Below are 12,247 nucleotides of genomic sequence, written 5' to 3'. Positions count from 1 at the left end.
CTCTGGGAGTTCTTCGCCTACGACCCCGCCTTCCGCGGCGGGCTGTTCGTCGGCGGTAACCGGTAGCGCGGACTCTCACGTAGACCGCGTTGGACGAGCGGTGGCCGCTATCTTGTTCCCCGAATCGGGACATTTTCACGTCCCGCGAGTGACGAGAGAATCGGGCGGTGCGTCACTTGTGTTACAATGCACACATGGATACCACGATTCGGAACCTGGACGAGAGTGCCTACCGAGAGCTGAAAGCACGGGCCGCGCTCAGCGGGAAGACGATCGGCGAACTGGTCACGGAGGCGATCCGGTGCTACCTCGCGAGGCCGACAGCGACCAGGAAGCGGGGGAGTCTCCGCGATCTCACGCCGGAAGCGTATCCGAAAGGCAACGAACGGCTCAGCGAGCAGGTCGACGCCATCGTCTACGGCGTCTGACGCCGCTGGTGATGATCGTCCTCGACTCCAGCTTTCTCGTGGCCTACCACAACCGACGCGATGTCCATCACCGCGCGGCGGTAGCCACGATGGAGAGCCTGGTGGCCGGCCAATGGGGCCCTGCCCTCCTCATCGAGTACGTGTTCCTGGAGGTCGTCACCGTGCTCCTCGCCCGCCGCGGGCTCGACGCCGCCGTGCGGGTCGCCACGATCCTGCTCCAGGCCCGCGACGTCGAGTTCGTGCCCTCGTCTGACACGTTCCTCGACGTCATGGAGACCTTCCGCGCGCAACGCCACGGCCGCCTGAGTTTCACGGACGCCGCGATCGTCACGGTGGCCCAACACCGTGGCGCGCCCTTCGTCGCCACGTTCGACCGCGATTTCCGGGAAGTGGAGAGCCTCGCGGTCGTGCCGGCGTAATGTGGACGTGAGTCTCGGCCTCGCCGATTCAGGAACCGACTGATCCCATCATCGGGGTTCCCCGAATCAGGGAGCCCACAGGCGCACCCCGAGGCCCCGGGCTGCTCCCCGAAGCCGATCGTCGGCGGTCGCGAGGGGGGCGGCCCGGCTGGCCGACAGCACCAGGTAGACGCAATCGTAGACCGGGTGATCGATCTCCGTCGCCAGGTGCGCGGCGCGGGTGAGCAGAGGCCCCGTGGGGACCCACTCGACGCCGAGGGCCAGGAGATAGCCGACGGCCTGGTCCAGGTCGGCGGCGCTCATTTCCCGGCGACGGACCTTCTTCCACCAGCCGTTGGCCGCCTCGACCGGCATGATGTCGGGGGCGAACAGCACCTCGTGCCCTTCCATCAGCCGCGTCGCATGGTCAGATCCCGGCTCGTTGGCGAACCACTGCACAGCGATCGAGGCGTCGACGACCACCGGAGCGGCGCGCGCCGGCCACCTCGCCGGGCGCTCACGCGCCCTCACCGCCGGCGGTCTTCGCGGATCAGGGCGGTAGCCCGGGAGCGATGCGGCTTCTGCCGAGCGCGGATGGTCCGGGCCCGCGCCGCGATCTCCTTTCGCGAGAGCGCCGTCCCCAGGGCGAGGAGCCGTCGCGCCTCTTGCTCGACCGAGACGCCACGCAGGCGGGCCTGGAGGCGGAGCCGTTCGGCGACGGTGTCATCGAGGTTGCGGATGATCATGTTCGCCATGGAGACATCCTAAGCGAACACGGTGATATCGTCAATTGATAGCACGTGAGGATCTCCGCCGCCGGGCGCCCCTCCCGTTCTCACGAAACGCCCGGCACGTCGGCCTCCCGTAGTACCGCCCCAGACGCGCCTCGTCGTCCCCCTGGATCGGGCGCGCCGGATCGTATTCCGGCGCGTGCCGGAGGATCTCGCGATGCAGGTCCACGTGGACCTTCAGCTCCAGCCAGCTCACCCAGGCGATCCACTCGCGTGGCACGAGAACCTTCTTACCGGGCCACCAATCCCGGGTCTCCGCCACGAGGTAGCGGATGACCCACGTCTCGTCGTCGATCACGAAGTCGTGGATGTGCCCGACCTCGCCGTCGAGGGCCTGCAAGGCATAGCCCGCCACCCGGCGCGCACGCCGGAGGCTGACCGCCGGTCGGCCCGCCACCGGCTGGTCGGTGTCGATGTCCGGGCGGCGCCGGATCTCCTCCTTCGTCAGCGCCACCTCCAGTCTCCGCCGAGGCCAGTCCGCGCGGAACACCGAGTGCGGCGAGATGAGGACTCGGCGGCCCGCCGGCCAGGGGCGGGTATCGACCACCAGGGAGCGCACCGTCCACCGATGGTCGTCGAGATACAGATCGTGCGCTCGCCCGATGTCGCCGTCGGTGGCGGCGATGGTCAGACCCCGCAGGTCCCGTACCTGTCGCAACATCGCCCTTCCTCCGCGCTCACCTGAGCGTCGCGATCCGGAGCTCCTGCCGTGCCAGCTCGGCGATCACGCCGTCGGCCGCGAGCCGGCGCGCTTCTCGGTACTGCCGCGCCGCCTCGTCCCGCTCCCCGGCCTGCCGGAGGGCCGCGGCGAGGAGCAGGCGCAGCTCCGCCCGGCGGGGCGCGAGCTCCACGGCCCGCCGGAGGGCGCCGACCGCGTCGGGCACCCGGCCCGTGTCCAGCAGGAGGCCGGCCAGGTGCACGCGGTACCGTGGCTCGTCCGGGCCGCGGCGGATCGCCTCGTCGAACGCGGCCCAGGCGCGGCTCACCTGCCCCGCGTCGCGGTAGACCTGGCCCAGGCCGTCGTGAAACTGCGCGTCGTCCGGGGCCAGGTGCACCGCTTCCTCGAGCTGGTTCAGGGCGCCCGCCAGCGCGCCGAGACGCGCGTAGGCGAGCCCCAGGTAGAAGTGGACGCGGGCATCACCGGGAGCGGCAGCCACCGCCGCCAGCAGGACGCGGCTCGCCCCGAGGTAATCCTGCGCCGCGAGGAGCCGAGCGCCGCGCTCGGCCGCATGATGCGTGGGCCACGGCGCGAGGGCGTACCAGGCTGCCCCGAGGCTTATCGCGACGACCACCACCGCCGCCGCTCGCCTCGCCATCGTGTCACCCGCCCGATCGAGCGTTCCTCTCACGTGACATCGACGTCAACTAGACGGAGACCGCCACGAAGACGCTCTCGCCGTTCCGGTGGACGAGCAACAGAATCGGCGGGCCGCCACGATGCTTGTCGACCACCTGCTTCAGGTCAGCCGCGCTCTGCACCGGCTGGCGATCCACCTCGACGATGACGTCGCCGGCGGCGAGCCCGACGGTCGACGCGGGGCTGCCGTCTTCGACCGCGCGCACGAGGAGCCCCTGAATCTCCGAGAGTCCCAGCTCGCGGGCCAGGGCCGGCGTCAGCGGCTGCACGGCCACGCCCAGCCCGGAGCCCATCTCCCCGGTGGCCGCGACGCGCTCGACCGGCTCCTCGAGTCGCGCGATCCTGGCCATGAGGGACACGGTCTTCCCGTCGCGGAGCACGGTGAGCGGCACCTCGCGGCCGACAGGGGTCTCCGCCACCGCCCGCGGCAGATCCTCTGTCCGGCCGACCTTCCGCCCGTCGTACGCCGTGATGACGTCCCCCGGCCGGAGGCCCGCCTGCATGGCGGGCGAGCCGGGAGTGACCGCCGAGACCAGCGCGCCCTGGGACGCCACCACGTCGAGCGCCTTCGCCAGCTCCGGCGTCAGGGGCTGGACCGCCACCCCGAGCCAGCCGCGGACGACGTGGCCGTGCTCGGCGAGGGCGGCGACGACCGACTTGGCGAGATTGATGGGGATGGCGAACCCGATGCCGATCGAGCCGCCGCTCTGGCTGAAGATCGCGGTGTTGATCCCGACCGCCTGCCCTCGGGCGTTGATCAGGGGGCCGCCGCTGTTGCCCGGGTTGATCGACGCGTCGGTCTGGATGAAGTCGTCATACGGTCCCTCGCCGATCACGCGGCCGGTCGCGCTGACGATCCCGGTGGTGACCGTCTGCGCCAGGCCGAAGGGATTGCCGATCGCCATCACCGGCTCGGCGACCTGGAGCGCGGAGGAGTCCCCGAGGGGGACGACCGGTAGGCCGGTCGCCTCGATCTTCAGCAGGGCGAGGTCGGTCTTGGAATCCCGCCCCACGACCTTCGCCCCGAGCTCGCGGCCGTCGGCCAGCTTCACCCGGATGTCGGTCGCCCCGTCGACCACGTGGTTGTTCGTGACCAGGTAGCCGTCCGGGTTGATGATGAAGCCCGAGCCGAGGCTGCGCACCTCGCGCCGGGGCCGGGCGCCGAAGAAGCGCTCGGCCGGGTCCTGGTCACGGAATGGACCGGGCCGCGCGGGAAGCCCGTCCTGGACCCGCCGGGTGCTGACGTTCACGACCGCCGGCTTCAACTCCCGGGCGAGCTGGACCCAGTTCGCCACCGCGGGAGACGCCGGGGTGACGGCCACCGCCCGCTCCGTCCACAGCCCCTCCCGCGCCACCGTGAACCCGATCCGCGGGATCAGCGGGATCGCGGCGAGCATCACCGCCAGCGCCAGCACCGGCCACACCGAGCGACTGCCACGCCACTGACTCATCGTTCGCCTCCAGTCTGGTTGGGTGTCCCGCTCCAGACTTACCCGGCGAAGATGAGGCGCGGATGAAACGAGGATGAAAAGTTTCTTAGAGAGGCGGGGTCAGGCGAGCGGAAGGCGGATCGTGAAGCAGCTGCCATCCCCGGGAACGCTCTGGAGGGTCAGCGTCCCCCCGTGGGCCCGGACGATCGACCGGGCGATCGGCAAGCCCAGCCCGGATCCGCCCGTCGCCCGCGCCCGGGCCGCATCCAGCCGGACGAACGGCTGAAAGACGCGGTCGGCGTCGGCCGGATCGATGCCCGAGCCCGTGTCCCGGACGGCGATGGCCGCGTAGCCGTCCGCGCACGTGAGTGACAGCTCGACCGTGCCGCCGGCCGCGGTGTACTTGATCGCATTCTCGAGGAGATTCAGGAGCGCGCGCCGCAGATCGGCGGCATCCCCGACGACCACCGCGGGGGCGCTGCCGCCGGAGAGCGACAGGGTCACCCCGGTCCCGTGGGCGAGCTGGGTCCCCACGTCGAGGACGTCCAGCACGAGCGGCTCGAGATCGATCCGGCCGCGGGGCACCCCGACGCCGGCCGACGAGCGGGAGAGGAGGAGCAGGTCCTCCGCGACACGGATCAGGCGTTCCACCTCCTCGAGGCTCGACCGCAACACCCGGCGGTACTCCTCGGCGGAACGGTCGGCGCGCAGGGCCACCTCGATGCCCCCCTTCAGAGCCGTCAGCGGGGTTCTGAGCTCGTGGGCCGCGTCGGCGGCGAAACGCCGGAGCTCGCCGAAGGCCCCTTCCAGGCGCTCCAGCATGGCGTTCAGCGTCTCGGCCAGATGGTCCAGCTCGTCCCCGCTGCCGCGCGGCGCGAGACGCCGGCTCAGATCCACGGCGCTGATCCGCCGCGCGCTCCGCGACATCTCCCCCACCGGCGCCAGGGCGACTCGAGCGGTGACCGCGCCCCCGGCGGCGGCGAGGCCGAGCCCGAGAGGGATGAGGGCGAGGAGCGTCTGCAGGTATCGACCGAGGGTCTGCTGGGCGCGGTGGAGGGACATCCCGACCTGGACGAGCTGCACCAGCTGTCCGCCGCGTCGGATCGGCATCGTGAACAGCCGCACCGGTTCCCCCGACACGAGCCGGACGGTCTCGAACGTCTCCAGCCCGCGGGCCGCGTTCCGGCGCGCCTCTGCCGAGAGCGGCAGCGTCCGGTCGCGGAGATGGGTGGACCCGATGCCCGGTCCGCCTTCCGGATCGATCAGCCGGAAGAACTTGTCATAGAACTCCGGCCCCAGGATGTCGCGGACCATGGCCTCGGGTCCCGGGCCCGAGACCGGCCCGGCCGCCGAGTATCCGGTATCGCGGACGACCTGGGCGACGACGATGAGGGACGCGTCGAGGTCCTGCATCAGGCTCCAGCGGAGCATGGCGTAGGAGAGCCCGCTGATCACCAGCAGGATCGCCAGCAGCATGCCCGTATACCACAGCGTGAGCCGGGTGCGGACGGCCAGGGGTGACAGGCGCGGCCTCATTCCGGGGCCTTCAGGACGTAGCCGGCGCCGCGCATGGTGTGCACGAGCCGGGGGTCTCCGGGCGCGTCGATCTTCCGGCGGAGGTAGCCGACGTACACGTCGATGACGTTGGTCTCGGAGTCGAAGTCGAGCCCCCACACGTGCTCGGCGAGCATCGGTCGCGTCAGGATTCGCCCCGCGTTCCGCATGAGGTACTCGAGCAAGGCGTACTCTCGCGTCGTCAGCGTGATGCGGCGGCCGCCCCGCCTGACCTCCCGGGTGGCGGGATCGAGCGACAGGTCGGCGACCCGCAGCACCGGCGCGCGTTGCTGCGCGCCCCGCCGCAGGAGTGCCCGGACGCGGGCCAGAAACTCCTCGAAGGCGAACGGCTTGGTGAGGTAGTCGTCGGCGCCGAGGTCGAGGCCCGCCACCCTGTCGGAGACGCTGTCGCGCGCGGTCAGCAGGAGGACCGGGGTCTGGATGCGCCGCTCCCGGAGCGCCTTCAGCACGGCGAAGCCATCGCGCCGGGGCAGCATGACGTCGAGCACGATCAGGTCGTAAGGAGGTCCCTCGAGGACCAGGTCGAGAGCGGCGGCGCCGTCGGCCGCCACCTCCACCGCGTGCCCTTCTTCCTCGAGCCCCTGGCGGATGAAGCTCGCGACCTTTCGTTCGTCCTCGACCACGAGCACGCGCATGCACCCTCCACGATACACGGCCGCGTCAAGGGGGGCAAAACGAGCGGTTGACGGCGCGGGTACTCCTCTTGATAATGTCTCCCCTGTAGGTCGACACGATGGGCTCCAGCCCCAAACCTCCGGGAGGTACCCGCGCGGTCGCCGAGCGTCTCTGGCGACTGCAGGCCATCACCGACACTGCTCTCGCCCATCTCGCGCTGGACGACCTGCTGCGCGAGCTCCTGAGCCGCATCACCCAGATCCTCGACTCCGACGCCGCCCGCATCCTGCTCCTCTCGGATGACGGCCAGCACTTCGTCCTGCGGGCGGCCCACGGGCTCGAGGAGCAGGTGGAGCGAGGTCTCCGGCTGCGCGTCGGGGAAGGCGTCACGAGCCGTATCGCCCAGAGCCGGGAGCCCGTCATCGTCGAGGACCTGGCGACCGCCGATCCCGGAAGCCCCGCCTTGACGGAAGGGGGCGTCCGCTCGCTCCTGGGGGCGCCCCTCCTGGTCGAAGGCCGCGTGATCGGCGTCCTCGAGGTCGGGACGCGCGAGCCGCGACGGTTCACGCGGGACGCCGCGCACTTGCTCCAGCTGGTGGCCGACCGTGCCGCGCTGGCGATCGATCGCGCCAAGCTCTTCGAGACCATGAAGGTAAGCGAGCAGCAACAGGCGATCGTGGCCGAGCTCGGCCAGCGCGCCCTGGAGGGAATCGCCCTGGTTCCCCTGATCGAGGAGGCGGTCGGCCAGGTGGCCCAGACCCTGGGCGTGGAGTATTGCGAGGTCCTCGAGCTCCAGCCGGACGGCGCCACCCTCCTCCTGCGCGCGGGCGTGGGATGGCGCCACGGCGCCGTCGGACAGACCACGGATCGGACCGCCCCGGATTCGCTGGCGGCTCACGTCCTGGCAGCCGCCGAGCCGGTGGCGGTCGAGGAGCTGGACCTCGAAACCCGCTTCGGCGCTCCGCCTCGTCTGATCCAGCACGGCGTCGTGAGCGGCCTCAGCGTCGCCATTCGGGGGCTCGACCAGCCGTTCGGGATCCTGGCCGTCCATACCGGCCGGCGGCGGAGCTTCAGCGCCGACGACCGACACTTCCTGCTGGCCGTGAGCCACGTGTTCGGCATGGCCATCGAGCGCCACCGCGCCGAGGAGGGACGGGCCCGGCGCCTCGAGGAGGCGCAGGTGGCCCGGGTCGAGGCCGAGACGCAGGTCGAGCTGGCCCAGCGGCTCCAGGCCGTGACCGACGCCGCCCTCGCTCATCTCGGCCTCGACAGCCTTCTGGCCGAGTTGCTGCGGCGCATCCGGGAGCTACTCGTCGCCGACACGGCCGCCATCCTGCTGGTCGACGCGAGCGGGGAGACCCTGGTGGCGCGGGCCACGCACGGGCTGGAAGAGTCCGTGACGCAGCCCCTCCGCCTGCCCCTCGGCCAGGGGTTTACCGGTCGGGTCGCGGCCGAGCGGCGGGTCGTGACCGTGACCGACCTCGATCAGTCGGACGTGATCGACCCCGTGCTGCGCGAGAGGGGCGTGCGGTCCCTCATCGGCGCCCCCCTCGGGGTGGGCGACCGGGTCATCGGCATCGTCCGGGTGGGCACCGTTCGCCCCCGCCGATTCAGCCCGGACGACGCCCATCTGCTCCAGCTGGTCGCCGACCGCGCCGCCCTCGCCATCGATCACGCGCGACTGTTCGAGGCCGAGCGAGCGGCGCGCCGCGACGCGGAGGCCGCCAACCGGACCAAGGACGAGTTCCTGGCGATGCTCTCGCACGAGCTCCGCAATCCGCTGGCGCCGATCCTGAATGCCCTGCACGTCCTGAACCAGACCGCGTCCCGGGATCCCGATTCCGCGCGACTACGCGCCATCATCGAGCGGCAGGCCCGGCAGCTCGCCCGGCTGGTGGACGACCTCCTGGACGTCTCCCGCATCCGCTCCGGCACGTTCGTGCTCCGGCGCGAGCCGGTCGACGTGCGGGACGTGGCCCGCCAGTGCCTGGAGGCGTTCCACGTGACCGGGAGGCTGGGGGACCACGACATCGCGCTGGTGCTCGGCCCGGAGCCAGCCATGGTGAACGGCGATCCCGTCCGGCTCGAGCAAGCCATCGGGCACCTCCTCGACAACGCGGCCAAGTACACGGTGGCTGGAGGCGCGATTCGCCTGCAGGTAGACCGGGAGCGCGGCGAGGCGGTCGTGCGCGTCCAGGACGAAGGGGCCGGAATCCCGCCCGAGCTGCTGCCGCGCGTCTTCGACGTCTTCGCCCAGGGGCCCCGCTCCGTCGACCGCCCCGGCGGCGGGCTCGGGCTGGGGCTGGCCCTGGCGCGAAGCCTGGTCGAGCAGCACGAGGGCTCCATCTCTGCCCACAGCCCGGGCTCCGGGCAGGGCAGCGAGTTCGTGATCCGGCTGCCGATCCGGGCGCCGGACCGGCCGGGTCGCGCGGCAGAAGGGCCGGTCGCCTGGCCGACGCGCCACGTGCTCGTCATCGAGGACTACGCCGACGCCCGGGAGGCGTTGCGGCTCGTGCTGGAGCTGGGCGGCCACCGCGTGGAGGTGGCCGAGGACGGCGTCCGTGGCCTGGAGCTGGCCTGCCGGTCGCGCCCCGAGTTCGCGCTCATCGACATCGGGCTGCCCGGCCTCGACGGCTACGAAGTGGCGCGGCGCCTGCGCGCCACGCCGGAAGGCCAGCGAATGTACCTCATCGCGCTCACCGGCTACGGGCAGCCGGCCGACCGCCGGCGCGCGCTCGAGGCCGGCTTCGACACCCACCTGGTGAAGCCCGTGGACCCGGCCGAGCTGGCCAGCATCCTGGGCGCCTTCGTCCCTCCCCGCGGCTAGGTCATTTCGGGGGGGTCTCGGAAGACCCCCCGATGCCCCCCCGTCGTGGCGGCGGCGAAGCCGCCGCTCGGAGCGCTCCTCGATGCACCGCGGGCTCGGTGGTCGGCGCGGGTCGGGTTACTCCGACACGCTCCTGCCCTCAGGCGGGCTGCTTGAGGGGAACCGTGCTCTCGGTGTCCCAGCCGGCATAGACGGTCGTCCCGACGGGGTAGGGCGGGCGCTCGGGCCGCGCGGTCTGGTTCTGCTCCATGACGACGAGGCGGACCTCCCCGGCGATCCGCAGGTAGTAATACGTCACCGCGCCCAGGTACACGAGGTGCTCCACCTGGCCGGCCACGCAGTTGGCCGCCGGGAGAGGCGCCGCCGCCAGCCGGATCTTCTCCGGGCGGATCGCCAGCTCCACCGGGTCTCCCACGGCGAGTCCGTCCACCCCCGCGGCCTGCAGACGGAGCGCGGCCGGCAGCTCCACGGTGAGCGCCTCGGCGCCCCGTGCGACGATCCGGCCGGCCAGGAAGTTCGAGATCCCGATGAAGTCCGAGACGAAGCGCGAGCGCGGCCGCTCGTAGATCTCGGTGGGCGTCCCGATCTGCACGATTGCGCCCCGTTCCATCACGGCGATCCGGTCCGCCAGCGTCAGCGCCTCCTCCTGATCATGGGTCACGAAGATCGTCGTGATCCCGACCTCGCGCTGCAGCGCCCGGATCTCGACCTGCATCTGTTCGCGGAGCTTCTTGTCGAGCGCTCCCAGGGGCTCGTCCAGGAGCAACACCGCCGGCTTCGTCACCACCGCCCGAGCCAGCGCCACCCGCTGCTGCTGGCCACCCGAGAGCTGGGAGGGGAACCGCTCTTCCAGCCCCTCGAGCCGCACCAGGGTCATGGCCTCCGAGACCCGCCGGCGCACGTCCCCTCGCCCGACGCCGCGCATCCGGAGGCCGAAGGCCACGTTGTCGAAGACCGACATGTGGGGGAACAGGGCGTAGTGCTGGAAGACCATTCCGAGGTTGCGCCGGTAGGTCGGGATGTCGTTGACGACCGTGCCGCGGATCCGCACCGCGCCGGTGTCCGGGTCCTCGAAGCCCGCGACGATGCGGAGCGTGGTCGTCTTGCCGCACCCGCTGGGGCCCAGGAGCGCCAGCACTTCGCCCTGACGAACCTCGAGCGAAACGTCGTCGACGGCGGCGACGGGGCCGAAGCGCTTGCTGACGCGTTCCAGGTGGACGTCGACGGGTTCGGTCATCCGCGTGGCTGGCCCGGCGGCGCCGCTGGGACGCCGCCGGGCCGCAGGGTGGCCGGGATCACACCTTGAGGGTCTGGTCGATCATCGCCTTGAGCCGCGGGATCTTCTCGCCGACCGCCTTCACGTCGTAGCGGATCAGCTTCTTGGCGGCGTCCTCCGCCGTCATCATGGCCTCGAGCTTGAGGAGCTCCGGCGGGATCTTCACGCTCCGGTTGGCGGGGCCGAAGAAGCCCTTGGTGACCCAGCCGAGCTGGCAGTCCTCCGAGTTCCAGGTGTCGAGATAGCGCTGGGTCAGCTCGGTGACCTTCGGGGGGAAGCCGGAGACGGTGACCATGTGGCCGCCCCACTGCACGGCGCCCTCCTTGGGAATGGTGAAGGCGACCTTCTTCCCGGTCGAGCGGGCCTGCTCTGCCCACGAGCCCCAGTGGGGGGCGAGCCACATCTCGCCGCGGGAGACGTCGTCCTCCGCCTTGGTGGGCGAGGTGGTCCAGGCCCCGATGTTCTGCTTGTGGGACGTCCAGAGCTTGATCCCCTCCTCCACGCTCGGGCCCTTGCCGTTCATGACGGCGGCCGCGATGTAAGCGTCGAAGTAGCTGTCCCACATCTCGACCCGGCCCTTGTACCTCGGGTCCCAGAGATCGGCCCAGGACTTGGGCTTTTCCACCCGGTCCGGGTTGTACATGATGCCGAAGGGCGTGAACTGGAAGACGACCCCGTGACCGCCGGGCGGCATGAGCTCGGACGGGATCGCCTTCTTGTTGGGCATGTACTCGTCGTTCGGCTTAACCCACAGGCCGTCCACGATGCCCCGTTGGACGAAGATGTCGTTGAACATCCCGCCGCTGATCACGGGGTTGTTCCGGGCCGCCAGCATCTTGGGGTACATGACGGCGTTGGTGCTGATGTCGAGGTTGACCTTCACCTGCGGGTAGGCCTTGTGGAAAGGGGCGACCGACCGCTCCTTGAGGATGTCGGGGACGAGCCCCGGCCACGCGAAGATGGTCAGCTCGGCCGCGTCAGCCGCGGCCGCCGAGGCCAGCCGCTCGGCGAAGGCCGTCAGGGCCCCGAGACCGGCGCCGGCGGCGATCAGGCTCTTCAGGACCTGGCGTCGCGCGACGTCGTGCCCGAAGCACCGGAGCAGATGTTCTTTCTCGACATGCTCGCTCATAGGACCTCCTTGCCCCATCGGGGCATCTGCGGGGAACATGATATGGCGCGGCGCCGGCCGAGACCCGAGCAGCCCTAGGACGCAGGCCGGAGCCGCGCCGAGGCGTATGCCGCATACGTTGAGGGCCGGCGAGGGCCGAGGACGACGGGATGCGACGGGGATCGGCACGGCGCCCCCTCAGAGCTGGAAGTGGCGCTCGAACCCCAGGCACCGCTCGATCGCCACGATGACCGCCACCGACAACACGATCAACAGCGTCGAGATCGCCGCGATCGTGGGGTCGATCGTGTACTCGGTGTAGTTGTAGATCTCCAGCGGCAGCGTCATCAGGCCGGGCCCGGTCAGGAACAGCGACACGGTGAACTCGTCGAACGAGATGATCAGCGAGAACGTCGCGCCGGCGATCAGGCCCGGCCGGATC

General features: G+C 71.1%; 13 protein-coding genes. 3 read left to right on the top strand and 10 right to left on the bottom strand.

Annotation, left to right across the window (positions count from 1 at the left end):
• Positions 1-194: 194 nt before the first annotated feature.
• On the top strand, positions 195-428 hold the full coding sequence (locus VGW35_02765) for a hypothetical protein (protein ID HEV8306565.1): 234 nt from the start codon (positions 195-197) through the stop codon (positions 426-428).
• 11 nt (positions 429-439) lie between these two features.
• Positions 440-847, top strand: a complete 408-nt coding sequence (locus VGW35_02760; protein HEV8306564.1) for a PIN domain-containing protein — start codon at positions 440-442, stop codon at positions 845-847.
• Between the two features lie 66 nt (positions 848-913).
• On the opposite strand, the gene VGW35_02755 is transcribed toward VGW35_02760, so the two are convergent.
• The 7 genes from VGW35_02755 to VGW35_02725 form a co-directional block, all read right to left on the bottom strand.
• The gene (locus VGW35_02755; GenBank protein ID HEV8306563.1) at positions 914-1,309 is read right to left on the bottom strand and encodes a type II toxin-antitoxin system VapC family toxin; all 396 of its coding nucleotides are present in this window, start codon (positions 1,307-1,309) and stop codon (positions 914-916) included.
• Positions 1,310-1,353: 44 nt separating this feature from the next.
• Positions 1,354-1,581 carry a plasmid stabilization protein gene (locus VGW35_02750; GenBank protein HEV8306562.1) on the bottom strand — a complete coding sequence of 76 codons (228 nt, stop codon included), beginning with the start codon at positions 1,579-1,581 and terminating at the stop codon, positions 1,354-1,356.
• 31 nt (positions 1,582-1,612) lie between these two features.
• Positions 1,613-2,278 (bottom strand): PRC-barrel domain-containing protein, encoded by a 666-nt coding sequence (locus VGW35_02745; protein ID HEV8306561.1) that lies wholly within the window; start codon positions 2,276-2,278, stop codon positions 1,613-1,615.
• A gap of 16 nt (positions 2,279-2,294) precedes the next feature.
• Positions 2,295-2,933 carry a tetratricopeptide repeat protein gene (locus tag VGW35_02740; protein ID HEV8306560.1) on the bottom strand — a complete coding sequence of 213 codons (639 nt, stop codon included), beginning with the start codon at positions 2,931-2,933 and terminating at the stop codon, positions 2,295-2,297.
• Positions 2,934-2,982: 49 nt separating this feature from the next.
• The gene (locus VGW35_02735; GenBank protein HEV8306559.1) at positions 2,983-4,425 is read right to left on the bottom strand and encodes a DegQ family serine endoprotease; all 1,443 of its coding nucleotides are present in this window, start codon (positions 4,423-4,425) and stop codon (positions 2,983-2,985) included.
• 99 nt (positions 4,426-4,524) lie between these two features.
• Entirely contained in the window at positions 4,525-5,940 is a 1,416-nt protein-coding gene (locus VGW35_02730) for an ATP-binding protein (protein HEV8306558.1), read from the bottom strand.
• Positions 5,937-6,614: a response regulator transcription factor gene (locus VGW35_02725; GenBank protein HEV8306557.1), complete on the bottom strand. Its 678-nt coding sequence runs from the start codon at positions 6,612-6,614 to the stop codon at positions 5,937-5,939. The genes VGW35_02730 and VGW35_02725 overlap by 4 nt, the downstream gene beginning before the upstream one ends.
• A gap of 98 nt (positions 6,615-6,712) precedes the next feature.
• Here VGW35_02725 and VGW35_02720 point away from each other — a divergent pair, with 98 nt between their 5' ends.
• Entirely contained in the window at positions 6,713-9,421 is a 2,709-nt protein-coding gene (locus tag VGW35_02720) for a GAF domain-containing protein (GenBank protein HEV8306556.1), read from the top strand.
• Positions 9,422-9,560: 139 nt separating this feature from the next.
• Here the strand turns inward: VGW35_02720 and VGW35_02715 are convergent, their stop codons facing one another.
• The 3 genes from VGW35_02715 to VGW35_02705 form a co-directional block, all read right to left on the bottom strand.
• Positions 9,561-10,658, bottom strand: coding sequence for an ABC transporter ATP-binding protein (locus VGW35_02715; GenBank protein HEV8306555.1), 1,098 nt, complete (start codon positions 10,656-10,658; stop codon positions 9,561-9,563).
• A gap of 58 nt (positions 10,659-10,716) precedes the next feature.
• A complete protein-coding gene (locus VGW35_02710; GenBank protein ID HEV8306554.1) occupies positions 10,717-11,826 on the bottom strand; it encodes an extracellular solute-binding protein in 1,110 nt (369 codons plus the stop codon).
• Between the two features lie 177 nt (positions 11,827-12,003).
• On the bottom strand, positions 12,004-12,247 hold a 244-nt coding region (locus VGW35_02705), incomplete at its 5' end, for an ABC transporter permease (protein HEV8306553.1).

This window comes from Candidatus Methylomirabilota bacterium (assembly GCA_036005065.1).
Classification (GTDB): Bacteria; Methylomirabilota; Methylomirabilia; order Rokubacteriales; family DASRDR01; genus DASYQW01.
Note: the sequence above shows the minus strand (reverse complement) of the source record. Positions and strands in the feature narration are given on the sequence as shown.

What these genes read in the sequence shown, in the direction of transcription:
- VGW35_02725 (HEV8306557.1), bottom strand. Translation starts at nt 6,614, where the DNA reads ATGCGCGTGCTCGTGGTCGAGGACGAACGAAAGGTCGCGAGCTTCATC.
- VGW35_02740 (HEV8306560.1), bottom strand. Translation starts at nt 2,933, where the DNA reads ATGGCGAGGCGAGCGGCGGCGGTGGTGGTCGTCGCGATAAGCCTCGGG.
- VGW35_02710 (HEV8306554.1), bottom strand. Translation starts at nt 11,826, where the DNA reads ATGAGCGAGCATGTCGAGAAAGAACATCTGCTCCGGTGCTTCGGGCAC.
- VGW35_02720 (HEV8306556.1), top strand. Translation starts at nt 6,713, where the DNA reads ATGGGCTCCAGCCCCAAACCTCCGGGAGGTACCCGCGCGGTCGCCGAG.
- VGW35_02715 (HEV8306555.1), bottom strand. Translation starts at nt 10,658, where the DNA reads ATGACCGAACCCGTCGACGTCCACCTGGAACGCGTCAGCAAGCGCTTC.
- VGW35_02765 (HEV8306565.1), top strand. Translation starts at nt 195, where the DNA reads ATGGATACCACGATTCGGAACCTGGACGAGAGTGCCTACCGAGAGCTG.
- VGW35_02750 (HEV8306562.1), bottom strand. Translation starts at nt 1,581, where the DNA reads ATGGCGAACATGATCATCCGCAACCTCGATGACACCGTCGCCGAACGG.
- VGW35_02735 (HEV8306559.1), bottom strand. Translation starts at nt 4,425, where the DNA reads ATGAGTCAGTGGCGTGGCAGTCGCTCGGTGTGGCCGGTGCTGGCGCTG.
- VGW35_02745 (HEV8306561.1), bottom strand. Translation starts at nt 2,278, where the DNA reads ATGTTGCGACAGGTACGGGACCTGCGGGGTCTGACCATCGCCGCCACC.
- VGW35_02730 (HEV8306558.1), bottom strand. Translation starts at nt 5,940, where the DNA reads ATGAGGCCGCGCCTGTCACCCCTGGCCGTCCGCACCCGGCTCACGCTG.
- VGW35_02760 (HEV8306564.1), top strand. Translation starts at nt 440, where the DNA reads ATGATCGTCCTCGACTCCAGCTTTCTCGTGGCCTACCACAACCGACGC.